At 58.0% G+C, this 23,657-nt stretch carries 22 protein-coding genes; 11 read left to right on the top strand and 11 right to left on the bottom strand.

The genetic code is table 11. The annotated features are described in order from the left end of the window. The first annotated feature begins 53 nt into the window (after positions 1-53). On the top strand, positions 54-929 hold the full coding sequence (locus tag JT718_RS12325; protein WP_205502997.1) for a DUF2911 domain-containing protein: 876 nt from the start codon (positions 54-56) through the stop codon (positions 927-929). Between the two features lie 102 nt (positions 930-1,031). Here JT718_RS12325 and JT718_RS12320 read toward each other — a convergent pair whose 3' ends face one another. The 3 genes from JT718_RS12320 to JT718_RS12310 all read right to left on the bottom strand — a co-directional run bounded on the left by JT718_RS12320 (position 1,032) and on the right by JT718_RS12310 (position 6,119). Further along, entirely contained in the window at positions 1,032-1,622 is a 591-nt protein-coding gene (locus tag JT718_RS12320) for a nitroreductase family protein (RefSeq protein ID WP_240337060.1), read from the bottom strand. A gap of 17 nt (positions 1,623-1,639) precedes the next feature. Beyond that, a complete protein-coding gene (locus JT718_RS12315; protein WP_205502996.1) occupies positions 1,640-3,328 on the bottom strand; it encodes a sodium:solute symporter family protein in 1,689 nt (562 codons plus the stop codon). A 298-nt stretch (positions 3,329-3,626) separates the two neighbouring features. Continuing rightward, positions 3,627-6,119 carry a PIG-L family deacetylase gene (locus JT718_RS12310; RefSeq protein ID WP_205502995.1) on the bottom strand — a complete coding sequence of 831 codons (2,493 nt, stop codon included), beginning with the start codon at positions 6,117-6,119 and terminating at the stop codon, positions 3,627-3,629. Positions 6,120-6,466: 347 nt separating this feature from the next. Here JT718_RS12310 and JT718_RS12305 point away from each other — a divergent pair, with 347 nt between their 5' ends. Then, a complete protein-coding gene (locus JT718_RS12305) occupies positions 6,467-6,751 on the top strand; it encodes a hypothetical protein (RefSeq protein ID WP_205502994.1) in 285 nt (94 codons plus the stop codon). Positions 6,752-6,860: 109 nt separating this feature from the next. Here the strand turns inward: JT718_RS12305 and JT718_RS12300 are convergent, their stop codons facing one another. Together JT718_RS12300 and JT718_RS12295 are read right to left on the bottom strand one after the other, a co-directional pair. Beyond that, positions 6,861-7,538: a hypothetical protein gene (locus JT718_RS12300; protein WP_205502993.1), complete on the bottom strand. Its 678-nt coding sequence runs from the start codon at positions 7,536-7,538 to the stop codon at positions 6,861-6,863. Positions 7,539-8,047: 509 nt separating this feature from the next. Beyond that, positions 8,048-8,893 carry an OmpA family protein gene (locus JT718_RS12295; protein WP_205502992.1) on the bottom strand — a complete coding sequence of 282 codons (846 nt, stop codon included), beginning with the start codon at positions 8,891-8,893 and terminating at the stop codon, positions 8,048-8,050. 338 nt (positions 8,894-9,231) lie between these two features. Between JT718_RS12295 and JT718_RS12290 the strand changes: the two genes are divergently transcribed. The 7 genes from JT718_RS12290 (at position 9,232) to JT718_RS12260 (ending at position 16,014) form a co-directional block, all read left to right on the top strand. After that, the gene (locus JT718_RS12290) at positions 9,232-9,453 is read left to right on the top strand and encodes a CDGSH iron-sulfur domain-containing protein (protein WP_205502991.1); all 222 of its coding nucleotides are present in this window, start codon (positions 9,232-9,234) and stop codon (positions 9,451-9,453) included. A 414-nt stretch (positions 9,454-9,867) separates the two neighbouring features. Further along, on the top strand, positions 9,868-11,334 hold the full coding sequence (locus JT718_RS12285; RefSeq protein WP_205502990.1) for an APC family permease: 1,467 nt from the start codon (positions 9,868-9,870) through the stop codon (positions 11,332-11,334). A 450-nt stretch (positions 11,335-11,784) separates the two neighbouring features. Then, on the top strand, positions 11,785-12,342 hold the full coding sequence (locus JT718_RS12280) for a porin family protein (RefSeq protein ID WP_205502989.1): 558 nt from the start codon (positions 11,785-11,787) through the stop codon (positions 12,340-12,342). Positions 12,343-12,715: 373 nt separating this feature from the next. Next, complete coding sequence (locus tag JT718_RS12275) at positions 12,716-13,228, top strand: GNAT family N-acetyltransferase (protein WP_205502988.1); 513 nt, start codon at positions 12,716-12,718, stop codon at positions 13,226-13,228. Positions 13,229-13,323: 95 nt separating this feature from the next. Continuing rightward, positions 13,324-14,349 carry a zinc dependent phospholipase C family protein gene (locus JT718_RS12270; RefSeq protein ID WP_205502987.1) on the top strand — a complete coding sequence of 342 codons (1,026 nt, stop codon included), beginning with the start codon at positions 13,324-13,326 and terminating at the stop codon, positions 14,347-14,349. A 110-nt stretch (positions 14,350-14,459) separates the two neighbouring features. Continuing rightward, a complete protein-coding gene (locus tag JT718_RS12265) occupies positions 14,460-15,074 on the top strand; it encodes a deoxynucleoside kinase (RefSeq protein WP_205502986.1) in 615 nt (204 codons plus the stop codon). Between the two features lie 274 nt (positions 15,075-15,348). Continuing rightward, positions 15,349-16,014: a DUF6565 domain-containing protein gene (locus tag JT718_RS12260; protein ID WP_205502985.1), complete on the top strand. Its 666-nt coding sequence runs from the start codon at positions 15,349-15,351 to the stop codon at positions 16,012-16,014. Between the two features lie 21 nt (positions 16,015-16,035). Here JT718_RS12260 and JT718_RS12255 read toward each other — a convergent pair whose 3' ends face one another. The 5 genes from JT718_RS12255 to JT718_RS12235 form a co-directional block, all read right to left on the bottom strand. Beyond that, a complete protein-coding gene (locus JT718_RS12255) occupies positions 16,036-16,443 on the bottom strand; it encodes a hypothetical protein (protein WP_205502984.1) in 408 nt (135 codons plus the stop codon). Between the two features lie 131 nt (positions 16,444-16,574). Next, the gene (locus JT718_RS12250) at positions 16,575-17,939 is read right to left on the bottom strand and encodes a peptidoglycan DD-metalloendopeptidase family protein (protein ID WP_240337059.1); all 1,365 of its coding nucleotides are present in this window, start codon (positions 17,937-17,939) and stop codon (positions 16,575-16,577) included. A 103-nt stretch (positions 17,940-18,042) separates the two neighbouring features. Beyond that, positions 18,043-18,297, bottom strand: a complete 255-nt coding sequence (locus JT718_RS12245) for a hypothetical protein (protein ID WP_205502983.1) — start codon at positions 18,295-18,297, stop codon at positions 18,043-18,045. A 24-nt stretch (positions 18,298-18,321) separates the two neighbouring features. Further along, on the bottom strand, positions 18,322-18,744 hold the full coding sequence (locus JT718_RS12240; protein WP_205502982.1) for a hypothetical protein: 423 nt from the start codon (positions 18,742-18,744) through the stop codon (positions 18,322-18,324). Between the two features lie 157 nt (positions 18,745-18,901). Continuing rightward, positions 18,902-19,717: an MOSC domain-containing protein gene (locus JT718_RS12235; protein WP_205502981.1), complete on the bottom strand. Its 816-nt coding sequence runs from the start codon at positions 19,715-19,717 to the stop codon at positions 18,902-18,904. A gap of 556 nt (positions 19,718-20,273) precedes the next feature. On the opposite strand from JT718_RS12235, the gene xseA reads away from it, so the two are divergent. Further along, complete coding sequence (gene xseA / locus JT718_RS12230; protein WP_205502980.1) at positions 20,274-21,854, top strand: exodeoxyribonuclease VII large subunit; 1,581 nt, start codon at positions 20,274-20,276, stop codon at positions 21,852-21,854. 104 nt (positions 21,855-21,958) lie between these two features. After that, complete coding sequence (xseB, locus tag JT718_RS12225) at positions 21,959-22,174, top strand: exodeoxyribonuclease VII small subunit (protein WP_240337058.1); 216 nt, start codon at positions 21,959-21,961, stop codon at positions 22,172-22,174. A 184-nt stretch (positions 22,175-22,358) separates the two neighbouring features. Here xseB and JT718_RS12220 read toward each other — a convergent pair whose 3' ends face one another. Beyond that, positions 22,359-23,576 carry a S8 family peptidase gene (locus tag JT718_RS12220; protein ID WP_240337057.1) on the bottom strand — a complete coding sequence of 406 codons (1,218 nt, stop codon included), beginning with the start codon at positions 23,574-23,576 and terminating at the stop codon, positions 22,359-22,361. Between the last annotated feature and the right edge of the window lie 81 nt (positions 23,577-23,657).

Here is a 23,657-nt window from a genome sequence, read left to right as displayed (position 1 = left end):
TTTTTCTTTAATATTACATAGCTATTTTTGCCTCTGTTAAACTAAAGCAAGACATGAAAAAGATTTTATCCCTGAACATGGTATGGGCGGTTGCCCTGGCTGTGTTCCTGATGGGCGCAGAAGCTTCTGCCCAGATTAAGATGCCCGCCGCCAGCCCTTCTGCCACCGTTAAGCAAGCGGTAGGCCTGGGAGACATTACGGTGGAGTATTCCCGCCCCAGCACCAAAGGCCGCAAGATCTTTGGAGACCTAGCCCCTTACGGAAAACTGTGGCGCACCGGAGCCAACGCCGCCACCAAACTCACCTTCTCTGATGACGTGATGCTGGAAGGCAACAAGGTACCCGCCGGCCAGTATGCCCTGTACACCATTCCGGGCGAGAAAGAATGGACCGTGATCATCCACAAGAACACCAAACTCTGGGGCGACGGTGGCAAGGACTACAAGCCAGAGGAAGACCAGGTGCGCTTCAAAGTGACGCCCAAGCGACTGAGCGACAAAGTGGAGACCTTCACCATTGGCTTCAGCAACCTGACCAACAACAGCGCCGTGATGCAGATCATGTGGGAGAACACCCTGGTGCCGGTAAAAATTACCACCGATGTTGACTCCAGAGTGATGGCCCAGATCCAGGAGAAAGTAGTGAACGGCACCAACGTAAGCCCAGCCCTGTACGCCGCCGCCGCCTCTTACTACGCCGACAACAACAAGGACCTGAAGCAAGCCCTCACCTGGATGAAGCAGGCCAACGAGAAAGACCCCAAATTCTGGACCCTGCACCAGCAGGCCAAGATCCAGGCCAAACTGAACGACTTCAAAGGTGCCACCGCTACCGCCCAGAAGTCTATTGAGCTAGCCAAAAAAGAAAACAACAGCGACTACGTGGCCTTGAACGAAAAACTCCTGGCCGAGATCAAGAACAAGAAATAAGCGTTTTCAGGGTATTTCCCACAAAACGGCCCAAAAACAAACCCCACCGAGCAGCTGCTTGGTGGGGTTTGTTTTTTTGAGGTGCTCTAACCGTTGAGGGCTCTACATCCAGCGTACCTTCTCCTCCAGGGCCACGGTTCTTTTGCCGGCGGGCACTTCCTTGTCGGTGTAGCCCAGGTAAAGGATGCCCAGCACCATATCCTCTTCCCGCAGCTCCAGCATTTCCTTCATGGCCGGATGGTAAGCCATGCCGCCGGAGCCCCAGTACGAGGCAATGCCCAGGGCCGTGGCGCCCAGCAACAGGTTCTGCACGGCGCAGGCGGTGGCGGCAATCTCTTCCAGGGCCGGAATCTTAGGCAAGTCTCCGCGGCGCATGTAGGCCACCACCACGTGCGAGGCCTGGTCTCCCATGTGCAGCAGCTTCTCAAACTTCATCTCCTGAAACTTGTCGGGGGTGGTCTCCTTGCGGTACAGCTGGGCGTGGCTGGCGCAAAACTCCCGCACCATTTCGCCGGCGTACACCACAAAGCGCCAGGGCTCGGTGTACCCGTGCGTGGGGGCCCAGTCGGCCAAGGCCAGGAGCTCCTTCACCTGACTGTCGGGGATCAGTTTGCCGTTCATTTGGGGCGGCTTAATGGTCCTTCGGTCCTGAATGATCTGCTGTATTGCTTGGAAGGGTTGATTGGTCATCATAGAATAGAATAAAGGGCCTAGGCTTGTCTGGGCAGTACCGCACGCAACCCGTACCCTATGCCCACCACCAGCACCACGCCAATGAGGTTATACCACAGGTACGCAATGTTGGTGGTGAAGTACAGCAGGAAAATAAGGAACTGCGTGCCCACGGCGGCCCAGAACACAGCATTGGCGGCCAAACGTTTAAAATAAAAAGCGGCGATAAAAACGCCCAGGATGGTCCCGTAGAACAGAGACCCCAGGATGTTCACCGCCTGGATAAGGTTCTCCAATTGCGAGGCAAACAGGGCAAACAAGATGGAAACCGCCCCCCAACCCACCGTGAACCACCGGGAAGCGGCCACATAATGATCATCAGAGGCGTTCTTCCTCAAAGAGCGCTTGTATACATCCACCACGGTGGTGGAAGCCAGCGAGTTGAAGGCCGACGCCGTGCTGCCCATGGCTGCGCACAGCACCACCGCCAGTAACAGCCCGATGAGGCCCTGGGGCAATTGCTGGGTGACAAACGTGAGGAACACATAATCGGTGTCCTTGAGGTCGGTGCCCTGGTTGTGCTTCTTCACCAGTTCCTGCGCTTCCTGGCGCAAGGCTTTGCGTTGGGCCTCGGCTTGCTGCATGGCCTGGGCAGCCTGTTCTTTGGCTTGCTCGTCGCCCCGTTGCTCCGCCTCCACTACCGCCAGGCTGGCGGCTTTCTTTTGTTGGAAAACCTCCTGGCTCTGGGCTTCTAAACTTTGCCAGGCAGGCGCCTCCGCAGAGGCCAGCACGTTGGCGGCGTGCTGCTGGTTGAAGTAAAGCGGCGGCTGGTAAAACTGGTAGAACACAAACACCAGCACGCCCACCAGCAAGATCAGAAACTGCATGGGCACCTTCACCAGCCCGTTCATGAGCAGGCCCAGCCGGCTCTGGGCAATGGTTTCGCCGCCCAGGTAACGGCCCACCTGCGACTGGTCGGTGCCGAAGTAAGACAAAGACAGAAAGAACCCGCCGATGAGGCCAGACCAAAGGTTGTACCGGTCGTTGGGGTTAAAGCTCAGGTCTACCAGGTTCAGCTTGCCCGCCTTGCCGGCCACCGTCATGGCCTCGGCAAACCCTACCCCATCGGGCAAAAGGCGCACCACCACCACGGCGGCCACCAGCATACCGCCCAGCATCACGGCCATCTGCAGGCGTTGGGTCTGGCTCACCGCCTTGGTGCCGCCCACCACCGTGTAAAAGGTAACCACCACGCCAATAAACAAGATGGTGGCCGTTAGATTCCAGCCCAGAATGGCCGAGAGGATAATGGCCGGGGCGTAAATGGTAATGCCGGTGGAAAGCCCCCGCTGCACCAGAAAGAGCAGGGCCGCCAGGGAGCGGGTTTTCAGGTCGAAGCGACTCTCCAGGTACTCATAGGCGGTGTAGACCTTGAGGCGGTAATAGATGGGAATGGCCGTGATAGAAAGGACCACCATGGCCAGCGGCAACCCGAAATAAAACTGGATAAAGCGCATGCCATCGTCAAAGGCCTGCCCGGGGGTAGACAGAAACGTGATGGCACTGGCCTGGGTGGCCATGATGGAAAGGCCCATCATCCACCAGCGTTCGGTGTTGTCGGCCCGCAGGTAGCCCGTCATGTGCTGGGTCTTGCGGGTCTTCCAGACGCCGTACAGCACAATGAACGCAATGGTGCCCACCAGTACTCCCCAATCCAGGCCGCTCATCTATACAGGACGGTGAGAAGGTAAAACAAGCCAATCAACGCCGCCAAAACCCCAATGACCAACCAGTACATAGCAGTCCAACTCTTGAAAAAGGGTGGTGGGTCTATATCGCCTTTGGTCATAGAAAACTGGGTAGAAACGGTGGTTAGATGGTACTAGAGAAGCGGGCAGTTACGGATATAACGGTCAAACCCGGCGGATTTATTGCCACCAACCTGGAGGTGGCCTCCTTGGTACTGCCGATGGATGAGGTGAAACAGGGTTTCGGGGCCGTTTTCAGTAAAACAGCCCCGAAACGCTATTTCCCCAGCGAAAGCAGGTTCACGAACAAGCGGTACGCCCCGGGCACGCCGGCCGGTAGCTCCCGAAAGAACGAATACCCGGTGTACACAAAATGGCCTTTGCCGTACCTGGCCACCAGCAAGCCGCTGTCCTTGGGGGTTTCGCCGGGGTCATTGGAGGAAAGGATGGCCTCGTACTCCGGGGCCCACTGGCCCGGGAAATACAGGCCGCGCTCCTGCACCCAACCCCTGAAATCCTGCTCGGTGATCTTGTTGGGCGTGTTCAGCACCGGGTGGTTGGGCTTGAGGAACCGCACCTCGGCGTCTTCCACGGTCACGCGGTCACTGGAGAGTTTGATGGGGTACGGCCCCAGGTTGGAGGTGACCAACCCGTTGCTCACGTTGTACTGCACCACCAGGGTGCCGCCGTTGCGCACGTACTCCATCAGTTGCGGCTGCTGAAACCTGAGGCGCTCCAGGGTATTGTAGGCCCTTACCCCGGTTACCACGGCATCGTACTTCTGCAAAGCGGCCGCCGTAAGGTCGTTCACCTGCAGCATGTCCACCGCATAGCCAATCTGCTGCAGACTGGCGGGCACCTCGTCCCCGGCGCCCATGAGGTAGCCAATGCGCTGCCCCTTGCGCTTCAGGTCTAGCTTCACGGCTTTGGCCTCGGCCTCGGGGAACAGGGTTTGCGCCGGAATGTGCGGGTAGTTGATGGTTTTGAGTCCCTGGGTGTAGGTTCTGCCCCGGGTGGTCACCGCGGCGCTGATGGTGCTCTCGGTCTGGGCGCCGCCCGGATACAATTGAAACGTAAAGCTCTGCTCCTCGCCTTTCTGGGCCAGCTTCACCGGGGCCGAGGCCGGCTCAGAGCGCCAGCCTTCCGGCAGGCGCAGGGCTACCTGTCCTTCCACCTGGTCTTGTCCGGCGCGCACGCGCAGCGTCACGGGCTTGGGTTGGGCATCGGCAAAGACGTATACTTTCTCGGTTAGGTTCACGAACACCGGCGGCGTAACCTCAAAGGGGCGGTACTGCTCGCCCTCCACCGGATCGGTGCGCTTGTAGACCACCGGCACGGTAAACTGGAACGGCTGCCCCTGTACCGTGAGGTGCAGGCGCACCTGCGCCGCTGCCGGGTTCTGGGGCAGGCCAATGAGGGCCGGATCATCTACCCGGAACATGCCGTTTGAGCTGGGCACCTGCAGCCAGTAGGGCTGCGAGTAAGGCGTGGCCAGGGGCAGTTCCACCGAGGTACGCACCAGCCAGGGCTTGTTCAGCTCCAGCTGCTGGGCCAGCGTGGTGTCTTTTTTGGCGAACAGGTACTCCACCCTGGTGAGCGACACGGGCACCGCCGACCGGTTTACCGCCTCCAATTGCAGGGTCACGGGCTGACCGGGGGTTACGGTGAAGTCGCGGGTGGAGGTGGCCTCCAGGTACAGGCCCAGGCAGGCTTTGAGCACGTCCTGCAGCTCCTGCTGCTTCACGGTCTTCCAGTAAGAGGTTGGGAGTTTGGCCAGGGCCGCGTGGGCCTTGAGCAGCACCGGCACCGAGGCCGCCGGATTGGCCGCCTCATACCCTTTGAGGGCCTGCTGGAGCAATTTGGCTATCTCGGCGCTGCCGGGCACCCGGTTCCACGTGGTGGGCACGCCTTCCAGCACATCTTTTTGGGCCTTTTCGCCCTTCAGGAACTCAAAGTACTCTATGGCCTCGCCGCGGGTGCCGCTGCTGCCAAAGCCCTGGCTTTTGTGCATGCTCCGGCTTTGGGCCGCCACCTCGGGGTACGAGCGGCCCAGCAAGGCATTGTACAAACCCGCATCTACCATGAGTTTGTCTGAGGGGTCAAACTTCTGGCCCTGGCCGTAGAAGAACGAGGAGGTGTTCCAGACCAGGCGTTTGGGCTGCCAGGGCTCCACGGTGGTGAGTTGCTCGGGGAAGCGCTTGGGGTCTGCGGCGGCATCAAAGGCCTCCAGGGCGATCATGGCCGAGGCGGTGTGGTGTCCGTGCGTGCCGCCGGGCTGGGGCGAAAACCGGGTAATGATCACATCGGGCCGGAACTTGCGGATTACCCAGACGGCATCGGCCAGCACCTGCTCTTTGTTCCAGATGTTGAAGGTCTCGGTGGGGTTCTTGGAAAAGCCGAAGTCATTGGCGCGGCTGAAGAACTGCTCGCCGCCGTCTACCCGGCGGGCCTGCAGCAGCTCCTGCGTGCGGATGATGCCCAACTCTTCCCTAATCTCAGGGCCGATGAGGTTCTGGCCGCCATCGCCGCGGGTGAGCGACAGGTAGCCGGTCCGGAACTTGCGCTCGTTGGCCAGGTAGGCGATGAGGCGGGTGTTCTCGTCATCGGGGTGGGCGGCCAGGTAGAGCACGCTGCCCAGCACGTTCAGTTTCTCCAGCGCCAACCTGATGTCGGCGGCATTGGGTTTACGGGGGGCCTGCGCTTTTGCGGCGGAAACTCCTACCCCACTTGCCAGAAGCAGGGCGGCCACCAGAGCACGTACAGAGGTCATATCAGTGAATAGAGGTTCAAGGGTAAGCGGGATGCCGGCGGCGGTTGACCCCGCCAGCATCCCACGGTAAAGCTATGGATTTTTACTTCAAGTGAGGAACCTGGCACCGGGTTTTACAGGGTTTTGGACAAACAGTCTGCTGGGCGAGCTACTGGCCACCCGGCTCGTTTTGGGGCCTTCTTCCGGAAATCGCCCCCAAAACGCATCCCGGCAAAGTGACATCTGCCTGCGCAGCCTCCCGCATGGGTTCTTTTAGGGGTAGTACCCCCTTCAGCCGCTGGTTCCATAACTTTTTACCGGGTTTAGCAGTTAAGAGAAGCTGAAACAGCGCAATAAAACCACTTACTATGAAAAAGCTATTGATGATCTTGGCAATAGCGGGCATGACCGGCTTCATGGCCTGCGACTCCCAAACCGGGAAAAACACCACTTCGGTGAGCACCGAGTCTGAACAGATGGACGGCAACCAGACGGGCATTGTGAACCCCAACCAGAATGACACCACCGGCGCCGGGGCCACTGAGAAAACCCAGACCCGGGTGGGCAACTCCCAGTCCCGCGGTGAGCAGAACACCTCTAACTCCAGAACCACCCAAAACCAGGTGCTGGGCGACAGCACCCAACAGCAATAACCTGCCATTTGCAAGGCCTCAAGCAAGAGAGTCCGTTTCAAGGCTGTTTACGAAAAAACAGCCCCGAAACGGACTCTGCTATGTAGGCCTAAGCTGAGCCTTTGAAAAGCTACTTCTGCTTTTTAGCTCTCTGGCTTTCTTTGAACTCCTGGCCCGAGCGGAGCGTGTGGAACTCCCCAATGAGGGTTCTGATCTTGATCTCGTCCAGGGTGGTGAGTTTCTCCTCTACGGCCGCCTTGCGCTTGCCCAGGTTCTGCAAGATATAGTCGGCGTAGTCCCAGTCGCGCGAGGTCCAGTTCTGGCGCTTGGCCCGCACGTTCTGCATGAACCGGATGTAGGCTTCGCGCATGTGAATGGCGCTGATGTTCTGCACGTTCCCGAAGGACCCCAGCAGCTCTTTCTCGCGTAGCCGCACTTCCTCGGCCTGCAGGGGCACCTCATCGGCCATGGGCCTGGACTCCAACTCCTGGAACCGGGTTTTCAGCTCCAGGAACTCCCGCTTCGAACTCTCAGACAGGTTGTGGAAGCTGTTTTCAATCTTGTTCGCCTGGCGGGCGAAATCGCTCTTAATGGTGGGCCACTCTGCCCGGGTGGTGGTAGAAACCTTGTCTGACTGGGCACGCACCCACTCTTTGAAGGTACGCAGGTCCTGCTCCACGCCAGACTCCTGGCCTTCGCGGGCCGGGGCGGTGGTGGTTTTCTCCTGGGTGTGCTCCTGCGCCCAGGCTACGGGACCGAAAGTAGCACTAAGTCCCAGCAGGAGCGCCAATAGCTTGCCTTTTTGCATGGTTTGTCTAATAAAGGGTTGTGGGTTGCCTGGCCAAAGGTACTATTTTTCCGGCAAGGCGACAGGTGGTCTACAGCAAGAACAACGCCAGAAACCATCGGTCATGCGGCCAGTGCCTTAGTTGCTGCTTTGGCCCTTATTCTGGAAAAAGAGCCCCTAAACAGCCCGGCCTGGCAAGACCGTGTCTGGCCAGGCCGGGCTGTTTGTAGAGCCAGTGAAGGAGTTGCTGGCAACCCACCCCCTTGCCCCTCCCGGGAGGGGACTTTTACCTGCTACAGGTGCAGGACTCTCCCCCTAGTGGTTGAGGACTTTGCCTGCCATTTCTGTAGAACAGATTACGTCCTGGCGGAGGAAGTTTTCCTGCTACATCTGCCAAACACCTCCCCATTGAGGAGTTTTGCCTGCTACTCTTTTAGAACATTCCCCTCCTGGAAGGGGCAAGGGGTGGGTTGCCACTTATGCCGGATGAACGGCCTTTCTTGTCTGGTGCACCGTTGGCTACGCCGAGGCTAGTTCTGCTCCAGGATCTGGAAAAGCTCGTCTAACTTAGGCGTGAGGATGATCTCGGTGCGGCGGTTTTTCTGGCGGGCGTCGGCGGTGGTGCTGGGGTCTACCGGCACGTACTTAGACCGGCCCGAGGGCGTGACGCGCTGCGGTGCTACCCCGGCTTCGGTGAGGATGCGGGTGATCTCGGTGGCCCGCAAGACGCTCAGGTCCCAGTTGTCCTGCATGCCCACGGTGCCTTTGGCCACGGGCACGTCATCGGTGTGGCCTTCTACCACCACGTTCACGTCTGGCTGGTTCTGCAGCACGGTGGCCAATTTCTTGAGGGCTTCCTGCCCCTGGGCATCTACCTTGGTGGAGCCCGATTTGAACAGCAGTTGGTTAGACAGAGACACGTACACTTTTCCGTTGCGCACGTCTACCGTAAGGTCAGAGGCCTTGAAGCCCAGCAGGGCGTTGCTCACCACCTTGCGCAGGTTGTTCACGGCCCGGTCTTTCTCGTCCAGGATACGCTGCATCTCGGCCAGGCGTGCTTCGCGGGCCTGCAGGTCGGCGCTGAGTTTGTCTACCTGTTTGCTGGTGTTGTTGAGGTTGGTTCTGAGCGAGGCCTCGGTGGAGGCTTTCTCGGCGGCCAGGTCGGCCTTCTCCTGGTTCAGGCGTTCTTTGTCTTGCTGCAGGCGGGCCCGCTCGCTCTCCAGTTCGGCTTTCTGGCGGGTGAGCTCGTCCTGGAGCACCACCAGGGACCGGTTTTCGGCCAGGGCGGCCTTATATTTTTTGGAGGAGACACAAGAGCCTAGTACCCCCATGGCAAGGCACGCGGCCAAGACTTGGGTAAAAAGTTGGTTTTTCATAGTAGTGGGTTAGGTTACGCACGTTTGCACTCTATAACGTTTACTTATGGGTATAAGTACGCAGGCCGTGCGGGGTGGGTTAATTCGGCGGCTGCCCAGGCGTCCGCACCCATTAATAACCGCCTGAGGCTCTGCTGCCTCAGGCTCCACCACCCCGCCGGAAATTTCTTTAGAACTTTTCTGAACTGCCCAGAATCACCCGCAGGCGTATTATGCTTTCGGCAAAAGCTTTATCTTTGAAACGAGGCGAATCCCCTTTCTGCGTTTTAGGGCCAGGTTCCGGGTTTGGCGCGCCTCTTTTTCCCTTACCGTTTTACCTTTATTTTTTTGAAAACAGCATGAAAACCAAAATAACCGTGAACAACAACGGCTCGCTTAAGATTGAGGGCGAGTTTTACATAGTAGACCCGCAGGGCAACGAGTACAACCTGCAAGGCCGCGAGGTGGTGTCTATCTGCCGCTGCGGCCTTTCCAAGAACAAGCCGTTCTGCGACGGTTCGCACAAGGGCCATTTTGAGCACAACGCCGTTGCCTTTGACTTGCCGCCCCGCAAGGTGTAGCTGGCCGTACTTTCACGTAACCACCCAGAAATGTGCGGAGACCTGGTCTTCGCCTTTTCTTTTTACTTCGAATTTGTTTAAAGAGGCCCTGTCCTTTCTGCATGTTTTCACCAGCAAAGCAAAGGTGCCTGCGTTTGGATTGGCGGTGTTCTCAGCTTAGCCGTCAGGCTAAGAGGATAATGCGCCTGTTACCCCTGCCGGGGTACGACGTTCCAGGGAACGTCGCTACATAATCGCGGGTAATCTGTAGCGACGTTCCTTGGAACGTCGCACGCATGCCTCTTCTTAGCCTGACGGCTATGGTGAGAACACTAACCAAGCGGTTGACTCCTCTAGCATTTTGTATTACGAAACAGGCTCTTCATTTTCCTTTTTCTTTCCAATCCCTTTATCCTTTCATTTCCATTAGATTCTATGTCAGAAACCTCTACGGGATTTAAGCGCGAGATCAAGTTATTTGATGCCGTGATGTTGGTGGCCGGCTCCATGATTGGTTCAGGTATTTTTATTGTGTCTGCCGACATCGGTCGGTCGGTGGGCAGTGCGGGATACCTGTTGCTGGTGTGGGCCCTTACCGGCCTCATGACCCTGGCCGGCGCCCTGAGCTACGGCGAACTGACCAGCCTCATGCCCCGCGCCGGCGGCCAGTACGTGTACCTGCGCGAGTCGTACGGTCCCCTGGTGGCGTTCCTCTACGGCTGGACCCTTTTCCTGGTGATCCAGAGCGGCACCATTGCCGCGGTGGGTGTGGCCTTTGCCCGGTTTACCGGCGTGCTGGTGCCCTGGTTCTCTGAAGACAACGTGCTGCTGGACCTGGGCTTTCTGCAGTTCACCTCGGTGCAGCTGCTGGCCATTGCCTCCATTGTGCTGCTCACTCTGGTGAACCAGCAAGGCGTGAAGAACGGCACCATTATCCAAAACATCTTCGGGAGCACCAAGATCATTGCCATATTCGCGTTGTTGGGCTTCGGCTTGCTGCTGGGCACCAACCCCGAGGTGATGGACCTGAACTTCTCCAACCTCTGGGACGCCCAGTCGGTGGTGCTGGACAAGGAGACCGGAACCGTCACCCGTACCACCCTTTCGGGGTGGGCACTCATGGTGGGCATCGGCACGGCCATGATTGGGTCGCTCTTCTCCTCCGACGCCTGGAACAACATCGGTTTCTCGGGCGACGAGATTGTGAACCCCAAGCGCACTATTGTGCTGAGCATGGCTATTGGCACGGGCATTGTGACGGTGCTGTATGTCCTGATCAACGTGGTGTACCTCACCATCTTGCCCCTGCAGGGCGATCCAACAGCCACCGATGCGCTGGGCCGCGGACTGCAGTTTGCCAGCAATGACCGCGTGGGCACGGCCGTGGCCGAGGTGATTGGCGGCGCGCCGGCCACCATCGCCATTGCCCTCCTCATCATGGTCTCCACGTTTGGCTGCAACAACGGTGTAATTCTTTCGGCGCCGCGCGTGTACTACGCCATGGCCAAAGACGGGCTGTTTTTCCCTAACATGGCCAAGCTAAATAAAAACGGCGTACCGGGTGCGGCCCTGGCCATTCAGTGCGTGTGGGCCAGCGTTCTGTGCCTTTCGGGCCGTTACTCAGACCTGCTGGATTACGTGATCTTTGCGGTGCTGCTGTTTTACATCCTTACCATTACCGGCATTTTTGTGCTGCGTCGCACCATGCCAGACGCCCCCCGGCCCTACAAGGCCATCGGGTACCCAGTGCTGCCCGCGCTCTACATCCTCATGGCCACCTTCATCTGCACCATTCTCCTGATCTACAAGCCCAACTATTCCTGGCCGGGGCTGATCCTGGTGGGAGTGGGCATTCCGGTGTATTACCTCTTTGGCAAGCGCTTCAGAAAGTTGGGAGAGTAACTTACTAAAGGGGATTGCCCAGGAGGCACCGCTGTTCTTTTCACAAAAAGGGCAGCGGTGCCTTTGTTTTTGGGCCGATTTCTGGAAAACGCCCCTAAAACGGCACCCCCTGAAACGCGGAAAGCCTTCCCCGTCTGGGAAGGCTTTCCATACCTTGGTTAAATACTTGATTACAATGCTACTCTGGATGTGACGTGTGTCAAAGAATGACCAGGCTTCCTAGCGTATTCCTTAGGAATAACGAAACCAATTCGGCTTCGTTCATGAATAAGTTTCAACGTAAGTACTATTGCCTGGTGATTACTACATCTTCTTCGCAACTACTATTTAACCAACGTTTATACCTTCTTTTACGGACCTTAGCAGGAAGGGTTGCCACTCCTGGGCTTTTTGAAAGCCTAATCCTTGGTGTACCTTTGCCGTACGTATTTTAATTTGATGATTGAGCTTATGAAGAAACTATTGTTGGCGGGAGCCCTGGTGGTGTGGGCGGCCCTGGGCACCCAGGCGCAGACCCGGCTGGGCATTAAGGGCGGATTGAACGTTGCCTCGGTGCGGATGCCCAACGAAGACTTGCAGCCGCGCCTGGGCGTGCACGTGGGCGGGTTTGCCTCCACCCCTATCTCCCGCAGTTTTGCCCTGCAACCCGAAGTGCTGTACTCCCAGCAGGGCGTAGAGACCGATGACTTTGTGTACACGTACCATTACCTCAACGTGCCGCTTATTTTCAAGGGCACCATTTCGGGCGGGCTGCACGCGCAGGTAGGGCCCCAGTTCGGGATCTTGCTGGCGGCTAACCGCAAAAGGGGCAAGACCACGCAAGACATCACCGATTCCAGAAACCGTTATGACGGGGCCGTGGCCCTGGGCCTGGGGTATGATGTGTCTAGCTGGCAGGTTTCGGCCAGGTACAACCTGGGGCTTTCTGACACCCGCGATGACAGCGACAGCGGCATTAACCACACCAACAATGTGTTTCAGTTGTCGTTGGGCTATAAGTTCAGATAGGCCCTCCAAATATTCCTAAAAGCCCCTGCTGGGGCAAAGCCCCGCTGCTCCTGGTCTATGACGAGGGGCAGCGGGGATTTTTTTGGACAAGCGGGGTGACAGGCGCCTGGCCCCGAAGAGATTATGCACCAAAGCCTTAGCGTGCAGCTTACGTTATCTATTAACACCATCCAAGATAGAACAGGATCTAAATAAGAACTTTTGCCAAAAGGGCTCTACGCCCAAGTTTTTCACGGCTACTAGGGGTCTCTCTTCTTAATTTTGTCTTAGTACTACCCAACCGGTACGGCTCCCCTGCGGCAACGGGGCGCTCAGGGCCCTTCCTCCTTTTTTGGAAAGCGCCTGCCCGTTTGGTCTTCTCTTAACTTAGGCAATGACAACTACCCCCTCTTTCTCTGGTGCTGTGGCAATTCAGGTTACCACAGATGCCGCTTTGATCCGGCAACTGGCCCATGCCACGTGGTACCCCACCTACGGGGAAATTTTGGACAAGGACCAGATTGACTTTATGCTGGAGGAAATCTACTCGCTGGAGTCGCTCACCAGGCAGATGCAGGAAGGCCAGACGTTTCTGCTGCTCCTGGACCAGGAAAAACCCGCCGCCTTTGCGGCATTCTCCCTAGTTGACCCTGCCCGGCAACTTTTCAAGCTGAACAAACTCTACATTCACCCCCAGTTCCAGGGCAAAGGCTACGGCAAGCTGCTGTTAGAGGAAGTAAAGAATAGGGCAAAACAGCTGGGCGGTGCTAAATTGGAATTAAACGTGCACCGGCACAACCCGGCCCAGCACTTCTACCACCGCCACGGCTTTAAAATTGCGCAGGTGGTGGACATTCCGTTTGGCAGATTCACCCTGAATGACTACATTATGCAGCTGGATCTGTAACCTGCAGAGGCAAATGCTGGTTTACCCTCCCCCACTTGGTACGCTTACCCTTTCAAATCTACTTGTATTATTTGGTTAAGGCTTTTTTTACCCCAATGCGCAAAGTCCTATTAGTTTCTGTTCTCGTGTTTGGCTGCTCGTTAGTTGGATATAGCTGGGGTTTCTTCGGCCACCGGGTCATTCAGCAGTTGGCCATTTATGCCCTGCCCAAGGAAATGCAGCCGTTTTACCACCGCCACCTGGCCCACCTGGTGGAAACCGTGGTAAGGCCCGACGAGCGCCGCAGTTCCGACCCTACCGAAGCCCACCGCCACTTCATAGACCTGGAGGCGTTTGGCCCCAACGTCTTGCAGGAGATGCCCGAGGCCTGGGCCGCGGCGGCCGCCAAGTACAGCGCAGACAGCCTCCGCAAATACGGCATTGTGCCCTGGGAGGTGGTAAGGCTCAAAACCCGGCTGACCCAGGCCTTCTACCGCCAGGACAAAGACAGCATCCTCTTCTACTCCGCTGACCTGGCGCATTACATCCAGGATGCGCACGTGCCCCTGCACACCAGCCTGAACCACGACGGGCAGCTGACCGGCCAGCACGGGCTGCACAGCCTGTGGGAGTCTAAACTGCCCGAGCAGCACCTGACCACCTATACCCTTACCCATGACAAAGCCCGGTACCTGCCAAACCCTGAGCAGGAAATCTGGCAAGTGGTGCGCGAATCGCACCGGCTGGTGCCCCAGGTGTTGGCCCTGGAGAAACAGGCCAGCCAGAACTTTACAGACGCCACCAAGTTCACCATAACCGAGCGCAACGGCCGCACCCGCAAAAACTTCACCGACGCGTTTTCGGCGGCCTACCAGCAGGCCCTGGGTCCCATGGTGCAGGACCGCATGCGGGCCTCGGCAGAGCGTACCGCCTCTTTCTGGTACACCTGCTGGGTAGATGCCGGCAAACCCAACCTGGACAAACTGCTGCCCACCCCACGCACCAAAGCCGAAAAGAAGCAGCTGAAGCAGGAACGCAAAGCCTGGAAGAAAGGCACCCTGCAGGAGAAGGACCTGCTGCTCACCAAGATCAGGATCTCTCTGATGAACGTGGTAAAGTGGGCGAAGGAGTCAGTGGCTTAGGCCTGCGGGCGCGGTCTGGCTTTTTTACCGGCTTGTTTTACAAGGGGCTGGAATAATCTGGTCTGAAAGCCGTACTTTTGCCGTCCGCAATTTTAACACCACCAAAGAGCATGCATATTGCAATTGTAGGCAACATTGGCGCCGGAAAAACCACATTGGCCACCAAGCTGGCCCAGCATTACAAGTGGGAGGTTTTCCTGGAGGCCGTAGAAGATAACCCTTACCTGAAAGATTTTTATGAAGACATGCCCCGGTGGGCGTTCCACCTGCAGGTCTTCTTCCTGAACAGCCGGTTCAACCAGGTGCTGCAGATCAACGAGCGCACCAACGGCGTGGTCCAGGACCGCACCATCTACGAAGACGCCTTTATCTTCGCCAAGAACCTGCACCACTCGGGCATGATGAGCGACCGCGACTACCAGAACTACTTCAACCTGTTCACTTCCATGACCCGCATGGTGAAGGCCCCAGACCTGCTGGTGTACCTCAAAGCCGACCTTCCCAAGCTGATCGGGCAGATTCAAAAGCGCGGCCGCGACTATGAGGACAACATCTCGCTGGCTTACCTGAAGAACCTCAACGAGCACTATGAGCAGTGGATTGCCGGGTACAAGCACGGCAAGCTCCTGGTGATTGATGTCAACCACATGGACTTTGTGCAGAACCCTGAGGACCTGGGCACCATCATTGACAAAATCAACATTGAGCTGTTCGGCCTGTTTTAGGCCTGTTTTAGGCCTGTTTTTCCCCAAAGCTGACCAAAGGCGTTTCGGGGCTTGTTTCCAAAAATAAGCCCCGAAACGCCTTTGGCTTTTAGCCGCTTTATTGGTGTCCTTGCGTCTATGGCAACATCTGGCTGAACCCTTTCCCGCAGGTAACCCAAGGCTTAAGGAACTGGGAGCGATGACGCTTTCCCAGAAACTCCTCTCCTCCTCCAGGCTTGTCGCCGATGATCCCGCCCCGGAAATCCCGTATACATATAGAAAAAGCAATATGTCTATGAAAGCGTTTCAATCCATCCTATCCGGGTTGCTGGTGGTGATTGTTCTGGGCGGGACAGCCTGTGACCGCCCTTCTTCTTCCGCCGAAAACCCCAGCCAGGGCCAGACCCGCGCCGAGGAAGACCTGGCGGAGTTCAGGGCCTGGATCAACGAGAAAACCGAGAAAGCCGACGGCGACTCTGCCCAGGCCCGATGGCCCGAACTCAAGGAGGAGTTCAAGCAGCGCACCGCCAAGCTAGACAGCCGCCTGGATAGCCTTTCGGCAAAGTCTAAGGAGGAATACAAGGAGCTCCGGCTCAAGTACCAGAACTGGGAAACCCGCAACCAACTGCGCACCAGCATGCCGCTGCACCCAGAAACCCTGCAGCGCTTCCAGACAGACCTGCTCGGCTCGGCCACTGCCCTGGAGGCGCACCTGCCGGCCCAGCAAATGCGGGATGTGTACACCCAGTTCCTGCAGAACGTACGGGCCCGCCGGGCCAACTGGACCGCCGCCGACTGGGACTACGTAGACGAGATCTATTCCAGGCTTAACCAGAAGAAAGACCAGGTAGAGGACCAGATTCCGCCTAAGGACAAACTCAAGATCAAAGCACTGCAGGCAGAGTTCCTCACCCTGGAAACGGGCAAAGACGCCAAGGAGCTCTATAAAGAGTTGAAGTAGAGGCCTGCCCGGCCCTCGTTGTCAGGGCCGGGAATCCAGCCACTGCTGGGCCGCCGACAGCTCCCGGAAGAGCTCAATGACACAACTGGAGGAAAGCCTACGCTGCAGGTCCTGAGCGGGCCCTAGGTCATGCAGGTCACGGGCCAGCACCATGGCAAAGTACTGCAGGCCGGTTTCCTTCACCTGCGGCAGCCACTCGTACTCCAGCCAGTCATTGGCCTCTTCCCAGTCACCGGTTACCTCACTCTTATCATTGAGCACCTTGGGGCAGCGCCTTTCCCGCTGCAGCGTAAGGTACGTTTCGGCAGTTTTGACAACATCATCGGGGTTGATGTGCCCAGACCACTTGATGTAAAACCAGTCATGCTCAGCCACATACTCCACCTTGGTATAGGAGTGCTCGCTATTGACGGCCCAGATATTGGTCATAGTAGGGTTTTTAAGCTAACGTGAATGTTCAGAACTAAGGGGTAGTCATGGGGGAAAGTTCTTGGTTAGTTAACTTGTTGTCTGTCTACTATGGGGTACGGGGATAGAGGGGCTAATGTTCGTTTATCGGGTTATCGGGCCATTTCGGCCTGAATCCAGCCGGTGCTTCCCTGGGCATCTTCCACCAGCCAGAACGTTTCCTGCTTGGCCAGCACGCGCACGGTGGAGTCGGGTTGGAGGTTCTTCTGGGCGGCGGCCCCGTCTGAGGAAGCATCTAACAGAGGGGCCTGGCGGCGCAGCCGAACGGCTTGCAGCGGCTTGTCCAGAGGCTCTACCAGAGAGGCCGCCAGATAGCCCTGCTGCCCGTCGGGGAGCATCACCCGGTACCACGTGGCGCTGCCGGCCAGAATCTGCAGGGGCGCGTGCTGCGGCAGCGTGCGCAGGGTGGTGGCTTTGGCGGCAGGGGCCTCGCGCAGGGTCGCGTTAGACCGGGCTACCCGCACCCAATTGCCCAGCTTTTTAGCGTCTACCTTCACCGGGGCCGGCCCGGTGCGGTTATGGTATACGTACGGGTACGGGTCCACGGCGCCTTCCCCAAACCGGTAAATGCCGAAGTGTAGGTGCGGGGCCGTGGTGATGGCGTTGCCGGTGTTGCCCAGCAGGCCCAGGGTATCCCCCACTGAGACGCGCTGCCCCGGCTGCACCAGTTGGCTGTCCAGGTGGGCATAGTACAGGCTCTGGCGCCGTTTAGGGTCAGAGAGCCACACTACTTTGCCGCCAATGGGCGTGGTGTTCACGCGGGTAACCGTTCCTTCCACGGCCGCCACCACGGGCGTGTTGCGGGGCGCGAAAATGTCAATGCCTTCGTGCCGGCGGGCGCCGGCGTCCCGCTCGGCCCCCCAGAAACTCTGCACGGCCCGGCTGTCTTTGCCCTGCACCGGAAACGCCAGCGTGGGCAGGGTCTCAATGGTGACGGTGTACTGGCCGCTCCTGAGCAACTCAGGCTGCACCCGCAGCAGGTGGGGCAATTCCTCGTCAATCTCGTACTCCAACTCCAGGGCGGTGGTGTCGGCGTAGGCTACCTGCTTGGGCTGGCCCGCGTTCTCCGGATCGGTCTCAAACAGGTCAATGAACACCTGGGGCACCTCCTTGCCCTGGGTCTCTACCTTCACGGCTACTTTCTGCCCCCGCTTGATGGAGAACTGGTAGCCGGCGGCCATGGGCTGGTCGGCGGGAAAATACCCGGTTTCTTTGAAGGGAAGCGTTACGCGTACCGGTTGCCGCAGGGCCTTTTCGCCGGCCGCCACCCATTGCTGGCCCAAGGCGGTCTGGTCCAGTTTGGCGGCTTTCAGCCCGTCCTGGTACTTCTCATACGGTGATTGTTTCTTGAACACCCCGCGCAGGGTTTGCTGCGGGCTGCAGGCTGTGAACAGGAGCACGCCCACCATCCAGAAGAGCAAGGCAGGCAGGCGTTTATAATGAGGTTGGAAAAGCATCTTACAGTTGTTTATTACAAAAACCCGATTGTCCCGGATAAGTTTCCGGCAGGCGCAATCGGGTTATTGTACGCAGGTTGCCCTGCAAGGTGCCAAAGGAAGGCTAGTCTTCTATGCGGTGGTAAGGGTGCACGTACTCCCGGGCGGCGGTTTCCTCTATTACCTCGTACTGGTCCAGCATGAGGTGTACGTTGCCGGTGTTGGTGCCTTTCACGTACACGCCCTGCGGTGTGCGGTAGATGGCGTAGTTGTGGATGCCGAACGGGTACAGGTTATTGCTGCGGAGTTCCTTGGCGTAGGTAAGGTCCAGCTCCTGGCCGGAGGTGGTTTTTATAAGGTAAAGGCTATGCTGCGTCATGGCGGGTTTGGGTAAAAGGGTACGTTATTGCTGGTTGCGCTGAAACTGCTGCCCCAGCCACTGCCTGGCCTCAGCCAGGGAAGTAAAATGGCGGTTCAGGCAAATGCCCTTGCCGTTGGAGATTTCCTCTACGGTTTCCACGGCCAGTTTGGTAAAGATATTTTCGGGCACCACCAAGGCAATGTAGAGGTAATGGCCGGGGGCGTGCTGCGCTAACTGCGGGATAATGGTGTGGGCCACCCACTTCTGGTCATCGGGGGCTACTACTCCCATCTCGCGCACGTCTACAAACACCCGGGGCGTGGGACTGGCGGCCATGCTGGCCACGATTCTGCGGTTAGCATGGCGGAACTCCTGGGAAGTTCCCTTGCGCTTGTACCTGAGGTAAACAGCTTCCAGTAAATCATCATACCCCGTGGTGGCGTAGGGGTCGTCTGTGTGCACCATTCAGAAAGTGGGTTTGGGTGAGCGGCAAAGCCTGCAAATTACATTACCTGGGCCTGCACCGCAACAGGGACTCGCCTTTGTTTAGGGCCTATTTTCGGGAAAGTGGCTCTGAAACAGGTGGCAGCCAACTGCCCGGAAAGAGGGACTGCCCGCCTGCTCAGGAAGCGGCTTCCATGACGGTGATGCTATCTCCCACCGACACGGTTCCGGTGGACAGGCCTATCAGGTTCATCCCGAAGATGACCTTGTTGCCCTGCGTGCGGTAGGTGGCGAGCGTTTTAAGGGGCTCCTGGCCGGCCTGGGCGGTGCTTTGGTCAATGGTGGTCACGTTGCACCGGCCGCAGGGCTTGGCGCCATAGAACAAGACGTCGCCTATCTTAAAGGTCTTCCACTTTTCCTCGGCGTAGGGCGTGCCCCCGGTAAAGACAAAAGTAGGCCTGAACCGATTCATGGGCACGGGCTGCTCCAGGCGGCCGTTGAGGTCGTTCAAAGATTCCTGCCCGATCACCAGGAACGGATAGCCGTCTGCGAAGCTCACCTTCTCGTTGTGCTTGGCGTAGTTGGGGTCAATGAGCCGGATGGAGTTGTCTGGCATGTACACCAGCCGGCACGGGATGCCCAGGGCCTGGCTAAACCAGGCATTGGCCTCGTTGCTCACCAGGTAGGCAAAGCAGATGTCTTCCCACACGGTAACCAGGGTAGAGCGGGTGCTGTGGGTCTCGTAGGGCACCACCAGCGGGGCCAGGTCCTTGGTCTTGTGCGTGACCAACAGCCCCTCGGGGGTAAGCGCCACCTGCAGGAGGGCCATCTCGGCCAGTTTCCGCTGGGTGAGAAACACACCGCTCTCGTCAATCAGCATCCAGCGGCGGTCATACCGCAGGCCGCGTTCCTCCACCTCGGCCGAAGTCAGGGAAATCCCGCCTAATGATTTGATAGGATAAATGTAAATCTCGCTGAGTACTAGTGTTGACATACGGGTTTCTGGATGGACGCCGCCTTTGCACGGTCTATGGGCTACCAAAGGTAGGAATGATTCTTAAAACGCAGATAGCCGCCAGAAGGATTTGTACTTTGGAAACAATTTCACGCCTCAGCCTGCCATTCCTCCCGGATTTGTCCCGAACCAGGGAACGGGCCCCCGCCCGGCTCTCTGCGGCTCCACGCTTTCGGCTCATCGGCCTGCCTTTACCCTGCCTGGAGGTACGCCCGCCTTGCCTCACCCCCACCATTCTACCGTTTTGGGGCCATTTTCTGGAAAAAGCCGCTAAGGCAGGGCCAAGCCGTTGCCAACCCAAGCTCTTAATCCATTAACAATCAACAACTTCATTCAAAACCTAAACTCCTGGGGTAGGCCTGGCTCAGAAAACCTCTTCGCCCCTTGGGTCAAATTGGAATGATTCAAGGTAGGGTTGGGTGGAGCTTGGGGCTGGGGGAAGACCCGGGATCAATTGCTAAAATTTTGATCAGGAGATTGGCGGCATCCATAAAAACTGTAATTTAGTTGACGGAAATTAAGAGGAGCGCACGGCATGGGGACATATTTTCAGAGTTATCGCGAAGAAATATCGTTTACGGTAAGTACCAACCGCCCCCTCACGCTCTACGAGTTCAACCGTAGGCTGCGCGAGGAGATAGAGAACGCGCTGCCGCACCGCTACTGGATCATCGCCGAGGTTTCCGAGGCCCGGGTGCACCACCAGAGCGGGCACTGCTACCTCACCCTCACCGACAAGGAACCCGGCTCAAAGAGCACCCTCACCGCTCAGGCGCGCGGCACCATCTGGAAACGCCAGTACCAGGAAATTGCCAGCTACTTTGAGGCGCAAACCGGGCACCCGCTGCGGGCCGGCCTCAAGATCCTGTTCAACGCCAGCCCCCGGTTCCATGAGCTGTACGGGTTCAGCCTGGACATCCATGACATTGATCCTACCTACACCTTGGGCGACCTGGCCCGGCAACGGCAGGAAACCATCACGCGCCTGCAGACCGAAGGCCTGCTGGACCAGAACAAAAAGCACACCCTGCCCCAGGTGCCGCAGCGCCTGGCCATTATTTCCTCGCCCACCGCGGCCGGTTACCAGGACTTTGTCTCGCAACTGGGCAACAACCCGTTTGGCTACGCCTTTCAGCTTACCTTGTTTGAGGCCAGCGTGCAGGGCGTGGAGGCGGTACCGTCGGTGAAGGCGGCGCTTTCCCGGGTGGCTTTGCAGCGGCAGGCCTTTGACGCGGTGATCATCATCAGGGGCGGCGGCTCGCAGACCGACCTGCTCTGCTTTGACCACTATGAACTGGCCGCCGCCGTGGCCCAGATGCCCCTGCCCGTGTTAACCGGCATCGGGCACGAGCGCGACGAATCGGTCACCGACCTGGTGGCCCACACGCCCCTGAAAACCCCTACCGCCGTGGCCGCCTACCTGGTGGACCGGGTGAACGAGTTTGAGGCCAGCCTGGAGGCCCTGTTCCTGCAGATAAAGGATGCCGCCACCGCCCTGGCCGTGGCCGAGGAGCGCAAGGTGGCCCTGCTGGCCGCCCAGGTACAGCAGCGCACCAACAACTACCTGCATCGCCGGCAGTTTCAGCTGGAATGCCAGACCCGCACCCTGTCTGACAAACCCCAGAAATATCTTACCAGCGAGCAGCGCCACCTCATGTGCGAGGAAATCCGCCTCACGCACGCGGTGGAGCAGCTGCTGAAACAGAAGGAAGTGAAGCAACAACACTACCTGCTGCACCTGGAAACCAACAGCCTCAAGAAACTGGAGACGGGCCAGCGCAAGCTCACGCACGTGGAGCACTGCCTGCAGCTCTCGGCCAAACAGCGCCTGCAAAACGCCCAGCTCCACTTCCAGAAGAACCAGCAGCGGCTGATGTACGGGGCCAAGGACCACCTCAAGATTAAAGACCACCAATTGCAGCTCCTGGAAATGGACGTGCGGTCGCATGACCCCGAGATTATGCTCATGCGGGGCTACACCCTCACCTACGTGAACGGCAAGCTGCTCAAGTCGCTGGACCAGGTGGCCCCCGGCGATGTGCTCCAGACCAAGCTCCTGGCCGGCTCCGTCACCAGTAAAGTCACCAAAACCAAAGAACCAGACCTGTTTGATTAACCCGGCATCAAGGATGGACCACAAAGAGTTAAAAACGCCTTTTTGGCCTCTTACCAGAAAACCATCCTTTGATGCTTACTTCATACTTAATAACTAGAACCGCTATGAGCAATATTACCTATAAACAAGCCACCCAGGAGTTAGAGGCCATCTTGAAGGCCATTGAGAACGATGACGTAGACGTGGACGAGCTCACCCAAAAGGTGCAGCGCTCCTCAGAATTGATCAAGCTGTGCAAGCAGAAGCTCCGCACCGCCGAGGACGCCATTAGCCAGGTGTTCCGTGACATCAACTGCGAAGACCCCGGCACCCAGCAATAGCACTTTCGCCGTTTCGGGGCCTTTTTCAGGAAATCGGCCCTGAAACGGAGAGTACTACCGGCAGTTTCACTTTCCCGGGCAGCCTACCTGGCTCACGCATAGCACTTTATCCAGGCAATGACGCAAAAAAAAGGGAGCCTCTGGAAGGCTCCCTTTTTGCATTAAACGAAATGTAGGAGAGTGGTTACAGGTGGATGATGGGGTCGGCGGTGCCGTCTGGGTCGTTTTTCACGAAGCCGCTGGTAGTGGGTCTGCCGCCCGTGATCAACATGACCCCGGCGGCGTGCGGCGTGGCCATGGAAGTACCACTGATGGTGTTGTACCCCCCGTCTTTCCAGGTTGACTTTATGCTCACGCCCGGGGCGCAGTAGTCTACTGGTGGGTTGCCGTAGTTGGAGAAAGACGCCCATGCGTCTGAGCTGTTCATGGCCGAGATGGTGTAGATATTGGGGCCGTTCACGCGGGCCGGCGAGTGGTTGTTGGCGTTGTCGGTCTCGTTGCCGGCGGCCAGGCAGAAGATCACTCCGGTTTTGGCCGCGTTGAGCACGGCATTGTCCAGGGCGGTAGAAACGCCGCCGCCCAGGCTCATGTTGGCCACATCGCCGGCCTTGCCGTTAGCGGCCACGTAGTCTACCCCGCTGATCACCCCAGACGTGGAGCCACTACCACGCGAGTCCAGAACCTTCACCGCCACTACCGTAGCGTTGTAGGCCACGCCAATCACCCCAATGGAGTTGTTTTTGGCGGCAATGGTGCCTGCCACGTGGGTGCCGTGCCCGTTCCCGTCATCGGCGGTGCCGGCATCCCTGCCCGAGGTAAACACCGAGATGCTGCGGGCGGCATCTACGTTCAGGTCTGGGTGGTCCAGGTCAATACCGGTGTCAATGACCCACGCCGTTTTGCCGGTGCCATCGGCCGAGCCTACCCGGGTAATGCCGTACGGGGTTTCCTGTACGGCGGGCGCAGTGCCGCCGCCGCCGGGTTTCCCTAAGGTGATGATTTTATCCTGCTCAACGTACGCTACCCGTGGGTCGCGGCGCAGCTTGTCTACCTCGGCCTCAGACAGGTCAACGCTGAACCCCTGGATGACCTTCCCGTATGCTTGCCCCACGGCCTCTGGGCTGATGCCGCGCTCCCGCAAGATCTGCTGCCCGAAGTTCTTCACCTGGCGCAGGCGCTCGGGGTGCGACGCATTGGCAGCCACCCGCAGGCCACTGCCGCTCTTGAGCACCACAATGTACTTGCCGGCGATGAGGTCACCGCTGCCAGACAGGCCCACCACTTCTTCTGGTTGGGCCACTTCCTCCACCTGCTCACAGCTCTGGAGCGATACGGAGACAGCCAGCACGGCCGCTCCCATCAAGAATTTCAAACGGGAGATTGAAATGTAATTTTTAAGCATAAGAGATTGTTTTGTTTGTTAGGTTGGATTAGGACATTGTTCTGAAAAGAACACTAACGAATGTAGTAGAAAAAAACCTGC

Source organism: Rufibacter psychrotolerans (assembly GCF_016924645.1).
GTDB lineage: Bacteria > Bacteroidota > Bacteroidia > Cytophagales > Hymenobacteraceae > Nibribacter > Nibribacter psychrotolerans.
The sequence above is the reverse complement of the archived record's forward strand: the minus strand, read 5'-3'. Positions and strand labels throughout refer to the sequence as shown.

What these genes read in the sequence shown, in the direction of transcription:
- JT718_RS12250 (WP_240337059.1), bottom strand. Translation starts at nt 17,939, where the DNA reads ATGCTTTTCCAACCTCATTATAAACGCCTGCCTGCCTTGCTCTTCTGG.
- JT718_RS12285 (WP_205502990.1), top strand. Translation starts at nt 9,868, where the DNA reads ATGTCAGAAACCTCTACGGGATTTAAGCGCGAGATCAAGTTATTTGAT.
- JT718_RS12245 (WP_205502983.1), bottom strand. Translation starts at nt 18,297, where the DNA reads ATGACGCAGCATAGCCTTTACCTTATAAAAACCACCTCCGGCCAGGAG.
- JT718_RS12305 (WP_205502994.1), top strand. Translation starts at nt 6,467, where the DNA reads ATGAAAAAGCTATTGATGATCTTGGCAATAGCGGGCATGACCGGCTTC.
- JT718_RS12280 (WP_205502989.1), top strand. Translation starts at nt 11,785, where the DNA reads ATGAAGAAACTATTGTTGGCGGGAGCCCTGGTGGTGTGGGCGGCCCTG.
- JT718_RS12290 (WP_205502991.1), top strand. Translation starts at nt 9,232, where the DNA reads ATGAAAACCAAAATAACCGTGAACAACAACGGCTCGCTTAAGATTGAG.
- JT718_RS12325 (WP_205502997.1), top strand. Translation starts at nt 54, where the DNA reads ATGAAAAAGATTTTATCCCTGAACATGGTATGGGCGGTTGCCCTGGCT.
- JT718_RS12270 (WP_205502987.1), top strand. Translation starts at nt 13,324, where the DNA reads ATGCGCAAAGTCCTATTAGTTTCTGTTCTCGTGTTTGGCTGCTCGTTA.
- JT718_RS12275 (WP_205502988.1), top strand. Translation starts at nt 12,716, where the DNA reads ATGACAACTACCCCCTCTTTCTCTGGTGCTGTGGCAATTCAGGTTACC.
- JT718_RS12310 (WP_205502995.1), bottom strand. Translation starts at nt 6,119, where the DNA reads ATGACCTCTGTACGTGCTCTGGTGGCCGCCCTGCTTCTGGCAAGTGGG.
- JT718_RS12255 (WP_205502984.1), bottom strand. Translation starts at nt 16,443, where the DNA reads ATGACCAATATCTGGGCCGTCAATAGCGAGCACTCCTATACCAAGGTG.
- JT718_RS12315 (WP_205502996.1), bottom strand. Translation starts at nt 3,328, where the DNA reads ATGAGCGGCCTGGATTGGGGAGTACTGGTGGGCACCATTGCGTTCATT.
- JT718_RS12235 (WP_205502981.1), bottom strand. Translation starts at nt 19,717, where the DNA reads ATGTCAACACTAGTACTCAGCGAGATTTACATTTATCCTATCAAATCA.
- xseB (WP_240337058.1), top strand. Translation starts at nt 21,959, where the DNA reads ATGAGCAATATTACCTATAAACAAGCCACCCAGGAGTTAGAGGCCATC.
- JT718_RS12300 (WP_205502993.1), bottom strand. Translation starts at nt 7,538, where the DNA reads ATGCAAAAAGGCAAGCTATTGGCGCTCCTGCTGGGACTTAGTGCTACT.
- JT718_RS12265 (WP_205502986.1), top strand. Translation starts at nt 14,460, where the DNA reads ATGCATATTGCAATTGTAGGCAACATTGGCGCCGGAAAAACCACATTG.
- JT718_RS12220 (WP_240337057.1), bottom strand. Translation starts at nt 23,576, where the DNA reads ATGCTTAAAAATTACATTTCAATCTCCCGTTTGAAATTCTTGATGGGA.
- JT718_RS12240 (WP_205502982.1), bottom strand. Translation starts at nt 18,744, where the DNA reads ATGGTGCACACAGACGACCCCTACGCCACCACGGGGTATGATGATTTA.
- JT718_RS12320 (WP_240337060.1), bottom strand. Translation starts at nt 1,622, where the DNA reads ATGATGACCAATCAACCCTTCCAAGCAATACAGCAGATCATTCAGGAC.
- JT718_RS12260 (WP_205502985.1), top strand. Translation starts at nt 15,349, where the DNA reads ATGAAAGCGTTTCAATCCATCCTATCCGGGTTGCTGGTGGTGATTGTT.
- xseA (WP_205502980.1), top strand. Translation starts at nt 20,274, where the DNA reads ATGGGGACATATTTTCAGAGTTATCGCGAAGAAATATCGTTTACGGTA.
- JT718_RS12295 (WP_205502992.1), bottom strand. Translation starts at nt 8,893, where the DNA reads ATGAAAAACCAACTTTTTACCCAAGTCTTGGCCGCGTGCCTTGCCATG.